9 protein-coding genes are annotated in these 17,777 nt (G+C 57.9%); 7 read left to right on the top strand and 2 right to left on the bottom strand.

The window, feature by feature from the left end:
- Nucleotides 1-342 precede the first annotated feature (342 nt).
- The 7 genes from bcsO (at nucleotide 343) to CRO33_RS13730 (ending at nucleotide 11,894) form a co-directional block, all read left to right on the top strand.
- Nucleotides 343-1,119, top strand: coding sequence for a cellulose biosynthesis protein BcsO (gene bcsO, locus CRO33_RS13700; protein WP_097118488.1), 777 nt, complete (start codon nucleotides 343-345; stop codon nucleotides 1,117-1,119).
- Nucleotides 1,110-1,910, top strand: coding sequence for a cellulose biosynthesis protein BcsQ (gene bcsQ / locus CRO33_RS13705; protein ID WP_034827788.1), 801 nt, complete (start codon nucleotides 1,110-1,112; stop codon nucleotides 1,908-1,910). Before bcsO ends, bcsQ begins: the two co-directional genes overlap by 10 nt.
- A gap of 62 nt (nucleotides 1,911-1,972) precedes the next feature.
- Entirely contained in the window at nucleotides 1,973-4,078 is a 2,106-nt protein-coding gene (gene bcsA, locus CRO33_RS13710) for a UDP-forming cellulose synthase catalytic subunit (RefSeq protein ID WP_097118489.1), read from the top strand.
- Nucleotides 4,075-6,618 (top strand): cellulose biosynthesis cyclic di-GMP-binding regulatory protein BcsB, encoded by a 2,544-nt coding sequence (gene bcsB, locus CRO33_RS13715; protein ID WP_097118490.1) that lies wholly within the window; start codon nucleotides 4,075-4,077, stop codon nucleotides 6,616-6,618. Before bcsA ends, bcsB (CRO33_RS13715) begins: the two co-directional genes overlap by 4 nt.
- 11 nt (nucleotides 6,619-6,629) lie before the next feature.
- The gene (locus CRO33_RS13720) at nucleotides 6,630-10,433 is read left to right on the top strand and encodes a cellulose biosynthesis protein BcsC (RefSeq protein WP_097118491.1); all 3,804 of its coding nucleotides are present in this window, start codon (nucleotides 6,630-6,632) and stop codon (nucleotides 10,431-10,433) included.
- On the top strand, nucleotides 10,434-10,880 hold the full coding sequence (bcsD, locus tag CRO33_RS13725) for a cellulose biosynthesis protein BcsD (RefSeq protein WP_097118492.1): 447 nt from the start codon (nucleotides 10,434-10,436) through the stop codon (nucleotides 10,878-10,880).
- A 9-nt stretch (nucleotides 10,881-10,889) separates the two neighbouring features.
- Nucleotides 10,890-11,894: a glycosyl hydrolase family 8 gene (locus CRO33_RS13730; RefSeq protein WP_097118493.1), complete on the top strand. Its 1,005-nt coding sequence runs from the start codon at nucleotides 10,890-10,892 to the stop codon at nucleotides 11,892-11,894.
- A 107-nt stretch (nucleotides 11,895-12,001) separates the two neighbouring features.
- On the opposite strand, the gene bcsC is transcribed toward CRO33_RS13730, so the two are convergent.
- Entirely contained in the window at nucleotides 12,002-15,475 is a 3,474-nt protein-coding gene (bcsC, locus tag CRO33_RS13735; protein ID WP_097118494.1) for a cellulose synthase complex outer membrane protein BcsC, read from the bottom strand.
- On the bottom strand, nucleotides 15,468-17,771 hold the full coding sequence (gene bcsB / locus CRO33_RS13740) for a cellulose biosynthesis cyclic di-GMP-binding regulatory protein BcsB (protein ID WP_097118495.1): 2,304 nt from the start codon (nucleotides 17,769-17,771) through the stop codon (nucleotides 15,468-15,470). The genes bcsC and bcsB (CRO33_RS13740) overlap by 8 nt, the downstream gene beginning before the upstream one ends.
- Nucleotides 17,772-17,777 lie beyond the last annotated feature (6 nt).

The following is a 17,777-nucleotide window of genomic DNA, read 5'->3' on the forward strand; positions in this document are numbered from 1 at the left end:
ATCGATTGGTCCTGATTAGGGGTTAAATCGTTAAGGCAAATTCTGAATAGCGTCAGGATTATGTGAGCATAATCACGCACCTGTTAAATCCGCAACTTGAACCACTTCTGCTTCATATCAGTAGCTTAGGTGAATGTTTTTGTCGTTATTATTTCAGTTAATCGATATTAATAAATCTCCGGCCTTAATATCTGCACGCTTTTTGCATTGCCAGAATTTCAATCATATTGATAAAAGTCTTTTGTTGAATACGCCGTTTTTGTAATCAGAATTCCCTCACTCTCTTTTAATGTGTGTGATATATTCGCGGAAAATTCCCTCCCGCTTTTACAGGCTCTGATCATGAAGAATTACGACGATCTGCAGCGTTTTAAAGAAAAGACCAAAACGCTCGATATCGCTTTTAAGGATATGTCTGGGCAATCGCAGGAAGCGGATCACAGCCAGTGGGCGATCATTCGCCAATTAGCGACCGATAATGAGCCTGAGTTAGGCAGCGGCCAGCGTATTGACCTGCCACAGCCGCAGCCGATTCGCGGTGATGAGTTCAGCGCACCCGCTGCTGCACCGGCGGCAATTTCACCTGCGGCCAGCACTTCACGCGGTTCGATTCTCGACAGCCTGGCGGCCACTGCGCCTGCAGAACCTGTGCCAGCCACGTCGCCTGCGGGAGTCTCGTCTCTCTTCCCGCCTGCACCCGCGGCTAAACCGGCGCCTTCTGTGATCTCACAGGCACCGAAAGCGACCCATGTTGAGCGTCAGGCCACGACGTCGCTGTTTCCACCGCCGCCAGCGAAACCGGCGGCTGCACCTTTATCTGCATCCGCACCTATCGCTGCGGTACCTACAGTGACGCCGGCTCCCGCACCTGTAGCGAACCCTGCTCCAGCGCCTTTAGCCTCACCGATTGCCGCGACATCGGCTGAAGCGCCGCAGGCTTCAACAACGTTCAGTGCGCCCGCGTCTACCTTTACCGCTCCGGTTGAACCGGCGCGTCCGGCAGCTTCTGCACCCTCACGTTTTGGTGCTCTGTTCCGCTCGCGTGCGACGGAACCTGCTCATCTTTCAAAAGAAACACCCTTAAAACCGCTATTGGAGAAGATTGCGCTATGCCGTTAGTTTGTGTGTGCTCGCCAAAAGGGGGAGTAGGGAAAACCACCATGGCGGCCAACCTTGCATGGAGCCTGGCTCGCGCTGGCAGCAAGGTGTTGGCAATCGATTTCGATGTCCAGAACGCATTGCGCCTGCATTTTGGTGTGCCACTGCACGATGGTCGCGGCTTTGTTGCGCGCTCTGAAGAGCAGGCTGACTGGAGCCAATCCATCCTCACCACCGGCGGTAATATTTTCGTCATGCCTTATGGCGATGTGACCGAAGATCAGCGTGAGCGTTTTGAAGAGAACCTGATTAAAGATCCGCATTTCCTGCGCCGCGGTCTGGACACGGTTTTAAATTATCCGGGACTGGTCATTATTGCCGATTTCCCGCCAGGCCCAGGTCCGGCACTTAAAGCCATGGCCGCTTTGGCCGATATGCATTTAGTGGTGATGCTGGCAGATACCGCCTCGGTCTCTTTACTGCCGCAAATTGAAAATGACCGCATGATAGGTCAGCCACTCAATAATAAGCGTGGTCATTATTTCGTGCTTAACCAAAGTGACAATCGCCGCAATATTAGCCGTGAAGTCACTGGCTTTATGCAGCAGCGTTTGGGCGAGAATTTATTAGGCGTGGTGCATCGTGATGAAAGCGTCGCGGAAGCCAATGCTTCACAACAATCAGTTTATGATTTCAGCCCGGCATCCGCGGCAGCGTTTGATATCGAACTGGTGGCGAAGCGCGTAGCCAATATCCTGAATATTACCGTGGGTAACGGTGAAGTTCAGGCACCTATCCGCAGCCATTATTAATCGCCAGGCATTTGCCTGGCGGTATTAGCAATAATAACAACACAGCTTCTTTAGGGTGAATCATGAGTAAACTCGGGTTTTACCTGCTGCTGCTGGTGCTTGCACCTGTGGCCGCGGTAATCGTCATCACGCCTATGGACAGCCAAAAACAATATATTTTTGGCTTAATCAGCATCGGGATGATGTTTTTACTGGGCTTCAGCAAAAGCCGCAAAATAACTGTCATCATGGTTATCCTTTCTGCGCTGATGTCGACCCGATATATCAGGTGGCGCACCACGGAGACGCTGCAGTTTAATTCCGAGATTGAAGCGATTCTCGGCATCGGCTTATATCTGGCCGAACTGTATGTCTGGCTGATTCTGATTCTCGGCTTCCTGCAAACCACCTGGCCATTAAAACGCACCATTGAACCGTTGCCGGACGATACCAGCCTGTGGCCTACCGTTGACGTCTATGTCCCGACCTATAACGAAAGCCTCGACGTAGTGCGTGATACCGTGCTGGCGGCGCAGTGCATCGATTATCCGCGTGACAAGCTCAAGGTCTATCTGCTGGATGACGGCAAGCGCAGCGAGTTTGCGGTTTTTGCCGCCGATGTAGGGGTGGGCTATATCACCCGTGACGACAACAGTCATGCGAAAGCCGGTAACCTCAACCATGCGATGAAAATCACCAAGGGTGAGCTGATCTGCATCTTTGACTGTGACCACGTCGCCACCCGTACTTTCCTGCAGGCGACCGTCGGTCCGTTCCTGAACGATCCCAAGCTGGCGCTGTTGCAGACGCCACACTATTTCTATTCACCGGACCCGTTTGAACGTAACCTGCGTGCAGCGCGTACCATTCCGAACGAAGGCGCGCTGTTCTACGGCCCGGTTCAGCAGGGTAACGACAACTGGAACGCCACCTTCTTCTGCGGTTCCTGTGCGGTGATTCGCCGTAGCGCGCTGGAAGAGATTGGTGGATTTGCGGTGGAAACCGTGACCGAAGATGCGCACACCGCATTGAAAATGCAGCGCCTGGGTTGGGGGTCTGCCTTCCTGGCGATTCCGCTGGCTGCGGGTCTGGCCACCGAGCGTCTCGGTTTGCACGTGGTTCAGCGTAACCGCTGGGCGCGTGGCATGACGCAGATCTTCCGTGTGGATAATCCGCTGTTTGGCCGTGGTCTGAAATGGCAGCAGCGTCTCTGCTACCTCAACGCCATGCTGCACTTCCAGTTCGGTCTGCCGCGCGTGGCATTCCTGACCGCGCCGCTGGCGTACCTGCTGTTCAACCTGAACATTATCCACTCGTCGGCGTCGCTGATCTTCGCCTACGTATTGCCGCATCTGGTGATGTCGCTGTACGTCAACTCCCGCATGAACGGCAAGTTCCGTTACACCTTCTGGGGTGAAATCTACGAAACCGTGATGTGCTTCCACCTCGTGATCCCGACGTTGCTGACCATGCTGGCACCAAAGCGCGGTAAATTTAACGTAACGGATAAGGGGGGCCTGCTGGACCAGGGCTTCTTCGATTTCCACATCGTCCGCCCCCATGTGATTGTCGCGGTACTGCTGACCATTGGTATCGTCGCGGGTGTGGTGCGTGCAACAGCACATGATTACTTCGGTGTTGATCCCTATGTTATCGCCCTCAACGTCGGCTGGGCGGTGTTCAGCCTGATCATCCTGATGGCGGCGATTGCCGTGGCGCGCGAAACCAAACAGGTGCGTAAAACCATTCGTATCGAAGTGCAGATTCCGGCGGTGATTCACTACGCCAGCGGTATCTCATCACGCACCCAAACCAGCGACCTGTCGATGGGCGGCGCGCAACTGGATGCACCGGACAACCGTCATGAGCATGATGAAATTGAAGAGATTGATCTGCTGCTGAAATCCGGTGCCATCACTATTCCGGTGAGCAAAATCTCCGGCGATGAAGAGACCATTCGTCTGCGCTTTGGTGATATGCCGCTATCGCGTCGTCGTGAGCTGGTGCGTGTGGTACTGGCGCGCGCCGATGCGTGGATCCAGCCCGAGTATAAGCAGGACAACCCGCTGGTATCGCTGGGCACCATTATTCGTACCGTATTTGAGCTGTTCTGGCTGACCTGGAAAGATCGCCGTGAGAAGCATAAGCGTGAAAACCAGTCGGCAGTGAAAGAGGACAGCGCAGTATGAAGAATTTGACGCAAACGTTGCTGGCAAGCTCGCTGGCGACGGCGCTGATGCTCGCCCCGGCCTGGGCAGAAACCCCTGCGGTAACGCAGGATAGTTCGGCCTTGTCCAACGTGCCGCCACCGCAAGGCATCCAGAGTGAAGCGGATGCCCAGTTGCAGCAGGCGGCGGGTGCAACACCTTATGCGCCCACTGAAAATGCACCAGCAACTGAAAATACTGCCCCGGCTGCGACGGATATGCCAGCAGCCAACGCCACGAACTCGGCTGCACCACAGACGGAGCCGCCTGCTACCACGCCAGCGCCAGAGATGGTGCTGCCTGATGTGGCACCTGCGGCATCAGTCGCCGCACCCGTGGTTTCCGCTTCTGCGATGCTCAATCAACCTATCAGCAGCACCATTTCCGTGGCGCAGATGGGCCAGCCGCAGGGCATCACCTTAACGGGCGGTCAGCTGCAATCCGGTATCGTGTTTACTCTGCCGAGCGATGAAGTGATCACCAACGCGCGTCTGAATTTGTCGCTGCGCGTTTCAGCAGCACTGGCGGCGCGTAATACCTCGTTGCAGCTGATGCTGAATGGTCAGCCGCTGGGCACTTTGCCGCTGGGTTCAAGCGACAGCGATGTCAGCGACTATCAGCTGGATATTCCAGCGGCGATGGTGGTCTCAAGCAACAACCTCAGCTTCAAAATTAACGATGCCGACAAACTGCTGTGCGAAAAAGAGAGTGCACAGCAGTATCAAGTGTCGATTCTGCCTAAAACCACGCTAAGCCTCGAAGGCCAGCAGTTGAATATCGGCACCAGCCTGCGCAACTTCCCGCGTCCGTTTATGGATGCGCAGCGTATGACGCCCGCCAGCGTGACTTTTGGCTTTGCCGCCAATGCCACGCCGGACAGCATCAGCGCGGCGGCGTTAGTGGCATCATGGATGGGTATTCAATCGGACTATCGCGGCATTCGTTTCCCGGTGGTGCGTGGCGATCTGCCTGAGCACAACGGCATTTTGATTGGTCATCCCGGTGAGAAGATCGGTTCTGTGACTTTACCTGCCACCAACGGTCCGCTGTTGCAGGTGATTGATAACCCGAACAACCCGGTTTACAAACTGCTGTTAGTTGTCGGTGCGGATGATGCTCAGCTGCGTCAGGCGGCAAACCGTTTGACCACGCAACCGCTGGCGACCGATGCCAGCAGCCTGAACGTGCAGCCGCAGCCGATTGGCCTGCGTAAGCCGTATGACGCGCCGCGCTGGATCAATACCACTCGTCCGGTGCGGTTGAGCGAGCTGCTGCGTAAAGATCAGAGTCTGACCACCACCGGCATCTGGCACGATGCGCTGAGCGTGAACTTCCGCGCTGCGCCGGACCTGTTCATGTGGGATGGCGACACCATTCCGGTCGAGCTGCACTACCGCTTCCCGTCGGAAAGCTGGATTGATGAGAACAAATCGTTCCTCAACGTGATGCTTAACGGCACCTTCCTGCGCAACCTGACCGTAAACAAAGTCGGCTTGCTGGAGAGCGCCTGGCATCGTCTGGGCGGCGACGCCCGTCAGGAGCACTACACCCTGAAGCTGGAGCCGTATCTGATTTACGGTGATAACCAGCTGGCGTTGTACTTCAACATCAAACCGAAAGCGGACGCGCCATGTGGTGTGTTGCTCAACAACAACATCAAGAGCCGCATCGAAGATGATTCGTGGATCGATCTGAGCCACACGCGTCACTTCACCATGCTGCCGAACCTGTCGTACTTCGTTGGCGCATCATTCCCGTTCTCGCGTCTGGCGGACTTCTCGCAGACCACCTTGCTGCTGCCAGAAAAACCGACCGATGCAGAGATCTCCACGCTGCTGGATATGTCTTCACGTGCGGGTAACGCGACCGGTGTACCGCTGGTGCAGAACCAGGTGCTGTTTGGTTTGCCAAATGGTGGCACTAACCTGACACGCCTGCAGGACAGTGATCTGTTGGCGGTGAGCACCACACAGAACAGTGAATTCAATCAGCAGATGCTGGCTAACACGCCTTATCAGACCAGCGGTAATACGTTGGGCGTGAAAGATCCGACGACCTGGGACAAGCTGCGTGGCTGGCTGACCGGCGACTGGAACCTTCAGCAGCTGGATGCCGATCGTTACTTCTCCTCCAACGAAGCGTGGCGTGGCTTTGTCAGCTACCGCTCGCCGTGGAATGCCGATCGCCTGGTGGTGATGACGGTGGCAACCAGCGATCAACAGCTGCTGCGTTTGCATGAAGATCTCAACTCGGCGCGCATTAACGCGGGCATTCGTGGCGATACCGCCATCATCACTGATGAAAACGGTATTCGCAGTTTCCGCGTCGGCCCACAGTTCCCGAGTGGCGAAATGCCGTGGTACATGATGGTGGTGTGGTATGCCAACCAGCATTCGGTGCTGATGGCGCTGGCCGCTCTGGTGCTGGCAACGCTGGTCGGCGGTAGCGCATGGGCGATGCTGAAGCGTCATGCATGGCGACGCCTCAACCCGAAAGCTGATAGCAAGTCCGGCAAGAAGTAAGGATAAAAACAATGAAAAAAAATCTGTTGAGTGCCGGTATTCGTCATGCCCTGATTCTGGGTGGGGCACTGGCGTTCTCTCAGCCGCTGCTGGCGGCGGAGAGCACCAATCCTGCGTTACAAGCGTTGTTTGATCAGGCGGCTTACTGGCATCAGAAAGCGCATGACGATTTGGCCAAATCTTCGCTGCAAAAAGTGTTGATGGTTGAACCCAACAACACTCAGGCGCTGTATTTGCTGGCGCTCTATTCCCAGCAGAGCGGCAGCAGCGCGGAAGCGGCGCAGTGGCGCGCGCGACTGAGTGCCGCATCGCCGAACGATCCGCACCTCACCGAGCTGGACAATGCGCGTCAGCTGCAAACCATCCCACAAGCGCAGCTGTCGTTAGCGCGCCAGCAGGCCCGCAGCGGCAATATTGCAGCTTCGCTGCAAACCTGGCGCAATACCTTTAATGGTAATGAGCCACCACCGAGCGTGGCGGCGGAATATTACCTGACCATGGCCGGAGACCGCTCGCTGCTGCCGCAGGCGGTCGAAGCGCTGCGTCAATTCGCGGCCGATCATCCACAAGATACCGGCGCGAAGCTGGCACTCGGCAAAGCACTGACCTATCAGGAATCGACCCGTCGTCAGGGTATTGATCTGCTGGGCACGCTGGCGGATGGCAACAAAGATGCTGACCGTTCACTGCGTCAGGCGCTGCTGTGGCTCGGCCCGCAGGCGTCCGATGCCTCGCTATACCAAACCTGGCAGCAGCGTCATCCGCAAGACAATGCGGTGATGGATTACTACCGTAAAAATGTTGGCGGCGCTGAGAAGGGTGCTGGCTTCACCGCACTGAACAGTGGTGACGTCAGCAACGCGCAGAACAACTTTGAGAAAGTGCTGCAGGCGAACCCGCAGGATGCCGATGCACTGGCAGGGATGGGCTATGTGGCTCAGCGTGCCGGGCGCTATGCCGAAGCGGCTGATTATCTGACGCGCGCCGCGCAGATGGGCGGCGATCAGAGCGAGACGCGCCAAAAGCAGGCAGCCGATGCGCGCTTCTATGCTCAACTGGCGACCGCGCAGCAGGCGCTGAAAAACGGTGACAGCGCGCAGGCATTAGCCTTGAGTGAACCCCTGGCGCAGGCCGATGGCGAGAAAGGCGTTTCCGCTAAGCTGTTCCGCGCGGACGTGCAGCGTCGCAGCAATCAACTCGACCAGGCAGAACAAACTTATCGCTCTATCCTGCAAGCCGATCCGAACAACCGTAACGCCAAAGAAGGCCTGTTCTACGTGCTGCGTCAGCAGAATCGCAGTGCCGAAGCCAACACGCTGCTGGCTTCTCTGCCGGATAGCGTGCGCCAGAGCGTGGCCCCGCGCGGCAGCAGCACCGATCCGATTCGTGCGCAGGCTAAGCGTGAGCTGGCGGCGGGCAACAACAGTGCGGCGATTGCCACCTTGAACAGCGGTATTCAGCGCTTCCCAAATGATGGCTGGTTACGCCTCGACCTGGCGCGTATTTATCGCGCACAGGGCGATAATATGATGGCCGCCAATATCATGCAGCCGTCGATGCGCAGCGGCGCCAGCACGTCAGAGCTGTATGCTGGCGCATTGAACGCCAGCGAGAGCGGTGCCTGGCAGCAGGCGAGTTTACTGCTGTCACGCATACCGAACGGCAGCAAGAGCAGCGATATGCGCGAGCTGGCGCAGCGTGTGAACTTCAACCTGCAGATGACCACCGCCGATCAGTATCTGGCGCAGGGCTCGAATGCTGCAGCGGCGAATACCCTGCGTGCGCTGGCCTCGTCACCTCCGTCCAACCCGGTGGATGCCGGTAACCTGGCACAGAAGCTGGCGAAAGCGGGCGATCTCACCACCGCTGTCTCTGTGGTGCGCAGCAATATGCAGCGCGGCATTCAGGGGAATGCCGGTGATTACGCTGCACAGGTTGCGGTGCTCAACCAGGCGGGTCTGAATACCGAAGCGCAGAGCTTCCTCAGCAGCCCGGAGTTGCAGGCGCGCAGTACACCAACGCAGCTGGCGGGTATTCGCAACGGTTACGTGATCAACGAAGTGGATCGTCTGCGTGAGCAGAAGCAGTACGCCGCGGCTTACGACAAGCTGGTGGGCGCACTGCAGCACGATCCACAGAACCGCGATCTGATGTTCGCCATGGCGCGACTGTATCAGTCCGGCAAGATGAACAAAGAAGCGGGTGTGGTGTATGACTACCTGATGACCCAGGATACGCCAACGCAAGATGCGCGTACCGGTGCCATCAACGTGGCACTGGCGAACAATGACGTCAATAAAGCCAATACCCTGACACGTGGCCTGAACAATGAGCAGTCACCGGATCGCCAGCTGTTACTGGCGCGCGTGGCTGAAGCCAACGGCAATCACAGCCAGGCCATGAGCTATCTGCGCAGCGCGCGCGGGCAGTTGATTGGTCTGCAGGGTGCCACCAACGGTGATACGCCAAGCGTGGGTGGTCTGGCATTGGCGGATAACCCGTTCATCAACCGGGGTACTTCGCCGGTGGGACGTTCTCCGTCTGCTTATGGCGCGGTGATGCCATGGCAATCGGCACCGGATGTCACCAGCAGCGCAACGGGGACCACGCTGGCCAGCAATACACCGGCAATCCAGCAGAGCCAGACGCTGCGCCAGATCGACAGTATGATGGACGATCTACAAGAGAAAACCGGCACCTGGATTCAGGGTGGCATGCAGGTACGTGGTCGTGACGGCGAATCGGGTCTGAGCAAACTGACCGAAGCCAAAGCGCCACTGACTTTCTCCACCGTCCCGTTTGGCGAATCGCGCTTTGACTTTACTATGACACCTGTCTCGCTCACGGCGGGCAGTGCGGCGGGCGACGCGTGGCGTCGTTTCGGCACCAATGCCCTGGTGCAGGGTAATGTGGTGGCGTCTGGCGATGCCAAAATTGACGATGTCCCGTCTTCATCCACTGATTCGCAGAAAGCCACCGGTGTTGAGCTGAACCTGGCATTGAAAGGCGACAGCTACAAGATCGACCTCGGCAGTACGCCACTGGGACAGGATTTGAGTACCCTGGTGGGGGGCGTGCAGTGGTCACCGAAACTCACTGACTTCCTGACGCTGATCCTCACCGGTGAACGTCGTGCGATGACCGACAGCCTGCTCTCCTATGTGGGCGTGGAAGATAAAACCAGCGGTAAGCGCTGGGGTCGCGTGACCAAAAACGGCGGTAATGCGTTGCTGAGCTACGATAACGGCGATGCCGGTTTCTACGTCGGCGGCGGCGCTTACAGCTACATTGGTGAAAACGTGGCGAGTAACAACAGCGTGCAGGCGACTGCCGGTGCGTATGTGCGTCCGTTCCACTACGACGATCGCGAGCTGAAGGTGGGCATGAGCCTGTCGTGGATGGATTACTCGAAAAACCTGAGTTACTTCAGCTACGGCCAGGGCGGTTACTTCAGCCCGCAGAACTATGCATCGGTCTCGTTCCCGATTGAGTTCTCCCGCAAGTTCGACGATCTGAAAGTGAACGTGGGCGGTTCGGTGGGTTATCAATCCTACAGCCAGGATAAGAGCGCTTACTTCCCGAACGATCCGACTTACCAGGCACAAATGCAGAGTCTGGCCGATCAGGGTTACGTGAAAAGCGCTTACTACAGCGGCGAGAGCAAGAACGGTATTGGCTACAACTTGCACGCCGGTGCGGATTACAAGATCAACAAAGATGTCACTGTGGGTGGGCAATTAGGCTACGACACCTTTGGCGATTACAACGAGAGCACAGCGAATCTGTACTTCCGTTATCTGTTCGGAGACAACTAAATGAGTGAGCAGGCAACCGCGCGCGTCAGCCATCCGCATCAGCCGGGTTGGTTTGATCTGGTCAGCGTGATGATTGAAGGGATGCTGGACAACGCGGGCGAGGAAGCCGAAGGCTTCCTCAACAATGTGGGCGGATCGCTGGCAGCGCGCTATCCTTTAGCGGAAGCGCGCACCGTGCAGGATCTGGAACGCGAGATGAATCTGCAACTGGCGCGCTTTAGTTGGGGGTTCACCCAGCTTCAGCCGCTGGAAAATGCCATTCTGATTCAGCATCATGCGCTGCCGCAGGGCGACAGCAAGGTGGGTGCAGAGCGCTGGCAGCTGGCGATGAGCGCCGTGCTGGCCGGTGTTTATTCACAGTGGCTGCAGGCACAGGGCGGCAGCGCTGCGGTGCCGGTTACCTTCGAAAAGAATGACGGCAACACGCTGCATTACCGATATCAATAGGATTGTTTGATGAGAGTCATGCGCTTCTGGCGTCAATGGATGCTGTGTTTCATGGTGATGTTTTTCAGCGCCCAGGCTGCTGCAGACGGCTGGAGCACCTTCAAAGGCCGCTTTATGAGCGGCGATGGACGTATCAGTGATACGGCCAACAATAATGTCAGCCATACCGAAGGTCAGGGTTATGGCATGCTGCTGGCCGTCGCGAACGACGACCGCACCACGTTTGATCTGCTGTGGAAGTGGACGCGCACTCATCTGCGTAATCCGCAAAACGATCTGTTCTACTGGCGTTACACGCCGGGTGCTTCAGACCCGATTGCCGACAAGAACAATGCCTCTGATGGTGATGTGCTGATTGCTTGGGCACTGCAGCGCGCAGGCCAAAAGTGGGGCGGTGATTATCAGTCAACTTCTGACCGTATTCAGCGCGCCATCATCAAACAAAACGTAATCACGTTTGGCGGCCACACGTTGATGTTGCCAGGCGCACAGGGCTTCAATAAAAACAGCTATGTGGTGCTGAATCCCTCGTATTTCCTGTTTGCCGCCTGGCAGGAGTTTGCTGACCGCAGTCACCTGCGCGTGTGGAATAACCTGATCGATGACGGCATGGAACTGCTCGGTGATATGCATTTTGGCAAAACCGGTCTGCCGCTCGATTGGGTGGCGCTGAATGCCGATGGTTCAGTGGCTCCGGCAGTGGGTTACTCCAATCGCTTCAGCTACGATGCGATTCGTATCCCGCTCAATATCTGGTGGTATGACCCGCAAAGCCTGCGTCTGGTGCCGTTCCAGCGCGTCTGGCAGGGCTATGGTCGCCAGACGACACCGGCCTGGTTTGATGTGCTCGCCAACACCCCTGCGCCATACAATATGGACGGCGGCTTGCTGGCGATTCGCGATCTGACCCTGAATCAAACCGGTTATCTCAGCGATCGTTTAGCGCCGGATCAGAACTACTTCTCCGCCAGCTTGCAGTTACTGACCTGGCTGGCGTATCAGGAAAAGCGTTAGATATTTCGCGATACATCGCGTTGTCAGCTCATAGCGCAGTTTTTGTAGCAGTGCTACGTGCTACGCAATTGAAAGGGCCGCACTTCATCAGCGAAGTGCGGCTTTTTTTATTTGAAGTCCGCATACGGCTCAAGCGGTTGTGGTGGCATATCCATATCGCCATTCCAGCCGCCCATTGAATAACGCATGTAGATCAAGCCGTGACTCGGGGTGTAATCCTTGGCTTGCTGAATATCCATCGCGAGACCGACTGACCAGTGCGGCGTGATGCGTCGTTCTACCACTGCTTGCAGGGTGTAACCAAAACCGTTGCCGGAACTGCTGTCGGAGGTCGGGTTGGAAGCCAGCGTAAAGCCAGGATTGACCGGATAACGCTGCTGACCGTCGGTTTGCGATTGTGACCAGGAGACCGAGCCGCTCAGATCAAACGACCAGTTATCGGTGCGTTGACGATAAGTGACCGGCACCGCCAGCGAGAAGTACTGCTGCGGACTGTAATAGCCGCCCTGGCCAAAGGTGTAATCGCTCAGGTCTTTCTGGTAATGCCACAGCATGCTGTTAAGGCCCACGGTGGCGCGGCGATTGTCTTCGTTGATCAGCTTGTAGTAGTAACCGGCCATCAGGCGTTCACGGCTGTTGTCCGCCACGTTCTCACCGGTGATTTGATGGGCGCTGATATCGGCCCATACGCCATTCGCGCCGCCCTGATCATAACTCAGTCCCACCGAACCACCGGTTGCCACCACGCCACCCCAGGTTTTGCCGCCATTGGCCGCGGGATCGCGTGCACCGGCATAGGCCAGCAGCGAACTGGAGATCGGTCGGCGTGAAGCGGTGAACGTCACGCCGATATCTTTGACATCGGTTTTCCAGCTCAGCCCGCCCACCCAGTTGGTGACTTCAAAACCGAGCGGCGTGGTGCCGATATCGCCAGACCAGCGATCGTTATGCCAGCCAACGCCTATCGCCGTGCCTTCATCACGCTGGGTAAAGTCGCGGCTGCAGCCACCGGAGTTGTCATCATTACAGCTACCAAAGCGTTCGCTGTGGCTGCCATTGCTGGTGGCGAAGGTGCCTGCCGATACCAGCACATGATCGACGCGCACAAAGCTGCGACCGTCGGCCAGCGGGGTCTCCGCCTGCATCATGGTGGTGTGCGCGGTGAAATCGGAGATGCCGCCGGTGCCTTTATCGCGCGAATAATCCTGTTCGAGCGTGAAGGTGGTGTCCTGCTGACGATAGAGATCGGCGGCATCGCTGCGAATACCGCGCTTCAACCAGTCATCACTGGCGTCATTACGCGTCAGGCGGGTATAGCTGTCGTTATCCTGCGGCACGTCGCGGGTGATGCCGCTGGCGGCCATCGCCAGGCGATAATCCTGCTGCGCTGCATCCGGCTGTTGCTGCTGAGTTTCCAGACGTGCCGCATCGCGATAGACCAATACTTTGCTTTGCGACGGGGCTTCTTTGGCGGCGCGCATTTTTAAATCATTGAACAGCTGCTGCGCATGCGCCGCATCGCCGCTGTTTTGCCATGCCAGCGCCACGCGGCGTCCGCTGTTGATATTTTGCTGCGCCACGCTGGCGGGTAAAGCCTGCAGCGCTGTGCGTGCTTCGTCTTTGCGCTTCAGGGCGATAAGGGCTTCGATACGGCCCAGTGCTGCATCATTGTTGGTTGCATCCTGCTGCAGTACGTGTTGGTAACTCGCCAGCGCCGATTTCGCGTCGCCGCGTTCCAGAGCCCAATCCGCCAGGGTGATATCACGTCGCGTCGAGGCCGGTTGCTGTTGCAACAGTGCCAGCGCGGCAGATTCATTGCCGTTGGCGCGCAGCTCACTGGCACGGGCGTAGACTTTATCCTGCGTTAAGCGGTCCGCCAGCTCGTGCATATTGCTGTCCCAACGCGTTTCCGGCAGGCGATGCAGTGCCGCCAGTGCCGCATCATCCTGATCGCCGGACGAGAGCCACAGCGCCCAGGCATAGAGCGCGGCGGGTTCCTGCGCGTGCTGACGCACCATGGCATCCATCACCTGGGCGCCTTGTACTTCTTCGCCACTGCTGCGTAGCGCACCGGCTAAACGATACGAGAGCCAGATATCGTTGGGGTTATCCTGCGCGGCCTGGCGATATTTCACCACCGCCTGATGCCACTGACCTTGTTGGGCCAGCGCATCGGCTTCAGCCCGCAGGCTGTCGCTGCGCAGTGAACGCAACGTCTCCGCCAGCGACCGCTGTTGCGCGGTGGGCAGGGCATTGATAAACGCCATCGCGCGAGCCGGTGACTGCTGCTGATACAGCGCTGCCAGTCGGCGCACGGCGGTGGTATTGCTGCGATCCAGGCGCAGCGCCTGTTGCCAGTACTGTTCTGCCTGCGCGTCGTTTTTGCGCGCCTGCGCGACATCGCCGAGGCCAATCAACGCCCAGCTGTCACGGTTATCAATGGCCTGCGCACTGCGATACTGGTGTTCCGCACCGGCCGCATCGCCTTTTTTTAGCGCGTCGTCACCGTTGTTGATCGCCAGCCAGTAGCGGTTGGTTTGCAACAGTGATTGCCACTTGCCAATCTGGGTGCTGGCCTGTCCGGCCTGAATCGCTTTCTGCAGCCAGCCGATCGCCGCTGCGCGGTTATTGGCTCGCGCCTGCGCCTGACCCATCGCGCCCATCAGTTCGGCATCATTCGGGTTGGCTTTCAGCGCGGCGCTGAGTGACGCGATGGCACCTGCGCCTCCACCAGCATCGACCAGCGCCAGCCCGCGCATGCGTTGACGATAAGCGGGATCGGCCAGCAGCTTCTGCTGTCGGGCCAGTTCTTCCTCGCCGCGCTGTTGCGCATCACCGGAAGTGAATACCTGCAGATACTGCTTCAGACTGGCAACCGTGCTGTCTGACACCGGCTGATTTTGAATCTGTTGCAGCCAGAGTTCGGAGGCGGCATCACGCCCGCCGTCACGATTGGCCAGACGACGCAGCTGCACCAGCGCCTCGCCTGGCTGATTGTTATCAAACGCCATGCGCGCCAGCTGCAGTTCAACCCCAATATTGCCGGGATAACGCGCTTCCAGCGCCTGCAACTGGCGATAAGCGGTGGGCTGCTGGCCGGGTAAACGTGCCACCAGTCGCCAGTATTCCAGTTCAGTATTCACATCCGGGAACACGCCGTGGAACAAGGCATCCCAGGCCGTTTTCGCTTCTTCAACGCGACCTGCGGTGGCCAGCAAACGCGCCTGCTGCAGTTGCTGGCGCCCTTCAGCGCTCATCAGACGCAGGCCGGTTTCCGATTCACGCGTCGCCACGTCATTGGGCGCGACCTTCTTCAGTTCGTCCAGCAGCATCTGCGCTTTGGCCTGATCGCCCTGACGCAACGCCATGCGAATTTGCGCTGCCAGCACCTGCGGATTATCAGGGTCGATTTTTTCCAGGCGATAAAGCGACTGCTGCACCAAATCATACTTGTTGGTGGATTCACCGGTGCGAATCTGCATCAGCAGCCAGGCCACTGGTGACACCTGCGGGCCCTCGGCAGCCATGCCGGAGCCCGCCAGGATAGTGGCAATCAGCAGACCGAGTGGCAGTTTATTCATCGTCTTCCAGCTCGGCCAGGCGGCGACGGCTCACCATGCGCATCAGGCGCCATGCCATCAGTGCAAACAGTATCACCACCACCACGGCACAAATCGCCAGCCACACCGGATGCGTTGCCAGCAGATTCCACAGGCGCTCCCACCATGGAAGATGGCCGACGAAGTAGGTATCGCCGACGCGCACGCTGGTGACGCCCGATTCTCGCACAACGGTGGCAGAACCGAACACGGCAGCGCGCTTGCCGCTATCGAGCAGGGCATTATTCAGCAGATCCCAGCCGCGCGGGCTGTCGGCCAGCAGCGCAACCACGCTGCGCTGATCGTTAAACGGCGACTGGAAGCCGACGATGGCACCCATCGGGCCGCGTGAGCGGATACCGGTCTGGCTCTCTACCGCACGATCGCTGGCGGACACCGGTACATTCTGCGCGGTAATCGGGCGTGATGGCATGTTGATCCAGCTACGCGCCGCATCCGCCAGCAGGTTGATCTTTTTGTCATCCTGCAGATCCTGCGGAATGCCGCCGATCATTAGCAGGTCTGCGTCTTTATCTTTTGCCTGGTTCCAGTCATCGCTCATCTGCACGCGCAACGCCGGATAGCCGGTCTGGGCACCGATGGCGCCCAGTGCGTTCAGCATCGTGCTCACTTCACCGTTCGCGGGCTTCGGCTGTACTAACACCAGCGTCTGCGCCAAATCGGCATAACGGCTGTAAGGGAAACCGGCGTTGGCGTACGCGCCCAGTGAAGGCATTTCGATGTAGTGGCGATAGCCAGAGAAGTCGATGCTGGAGTTGTCATCGATCACCACATGGTGGCCCACCGCGGTGACGGTTTCGCAACGGCCGTCGGCGGTGCCACCAATAAAGGTGTTGGCGTAATCAAAGCTGAAGCGCAGTTGGTTGACCACGCCGAGGCGCAGCGCCGGGATGGTCAACTGGCGGTTGCTGTCCTGCAGGCCTTGCATCAGCGGAATGCGCATGATCTGCTGGCCTGCCGTGTCTTTCGGCGTCAGCGGGTAATCCTGCATGAATTGATTGTTCAGATGCACCGCCAGGCGCGAGCCATCTTGCTGGATCGGCGAGGTGTAGCGGTAAATCAGATCCATGTCGATGCCGCGTGCGCGGACCAGGAACAGGTCCGGTGGCAGGTTCAGCGTCAGACTGATCGGGTTCGGCTGCAAACCATCGGCCTGCAGCTGGTTCTGATACTGCGTCAGCTCGGCAAACGTGGTGCGGCGATCGGTGCGCACCCAGTTTGGCGCATCATAGGCCTGACGCGGTGCCAGCATTTTTACACTGTCGATGGTTGAGGTATCCCCGCGCAGCAGCAGTTCGCCTTGCGCAATACCTTCGACGGCGGTCAGCAAATCGTTGTCATCGCGGCCGAGAATCAGCAGCATTTTTTCGTAGGGATTGTCCGGCTGGCTCACCATTTCAACGGTCGGTTTCTCCACCGGTGGCAGATCTTTCAGGAAGTCCGGGCGATGATCGTTGGTGGCAAACACCACCGCATGCTGTTCTTTTGGTAACTGGTTATACAGGACCGGAAAGGATTGACCACGCCACTGTGCTTTGCTGCCGAACCACGAAGCCAGAATCCCTGCGGCACGCTGCTGCAGCAGGTTAGGCTGATTGCTGAACACCATTGGCAATTGCAATGGGCGGCTGTCGCGGGCATCAAAGAACGGTTCCGGGAAGTGCGACAGGTCGTTCTTTAACGGCAGCTTTTGCAGCGTCAGGTCGAGTTTGCTTTCTTTACCGATATCCATCCAGATGGTGCTGTTGGCCGGGTTTTCACACACGTTGGCGTAATGACCCACCAGTTCGAGGCGCACGCGGTTAAAGTCACCGATAAAGCGCGGATCGATCGGCAACTGAGTTTGATTTTCTTTGCCCAGCTGATCGGCGGTCACGGTGACCAGTCCCACCAATTCGTCGTTGAGATAGACCTTGAGTTGCGACAGCGTCGGAATCAGCGCCGGTGAAGGACGATAGCTGAGCGTCAGCATGGCGCGTGTCACCACTTCATCACTGCGCACGCCGAACTCAATCTGGCTGGTGGGCTCGGTGCCGCGCAGCGTCATGCTGCCCGGCGGCGGCGCGACCTGATTAAACATCAACTGGCTGTCGCGCAGCGGGGCATTGGCATCCAGCGGCTGGCTGACGACCGGCAGCGGTATCTGTGCACTGGCGCGCGGTGCTTCAGGGGCAGAAGGCTGCGGTGCGGCCTGTGCCAGCGTTGCAGTGCCCAGCAGCAGGGCAGTAAACCAGCTCAGTTTTCTCGTCATGGTCATATCATC

Source organism: Pantoea sp. GL120224-02, from assembly GCF_900215395.1.
Lineage (GTDB): Bacteria > Pseudomonadota > Gammaproteobacteria > Enterobacterales > Enterobacteriaceae > Pantoea > Pantoea communis.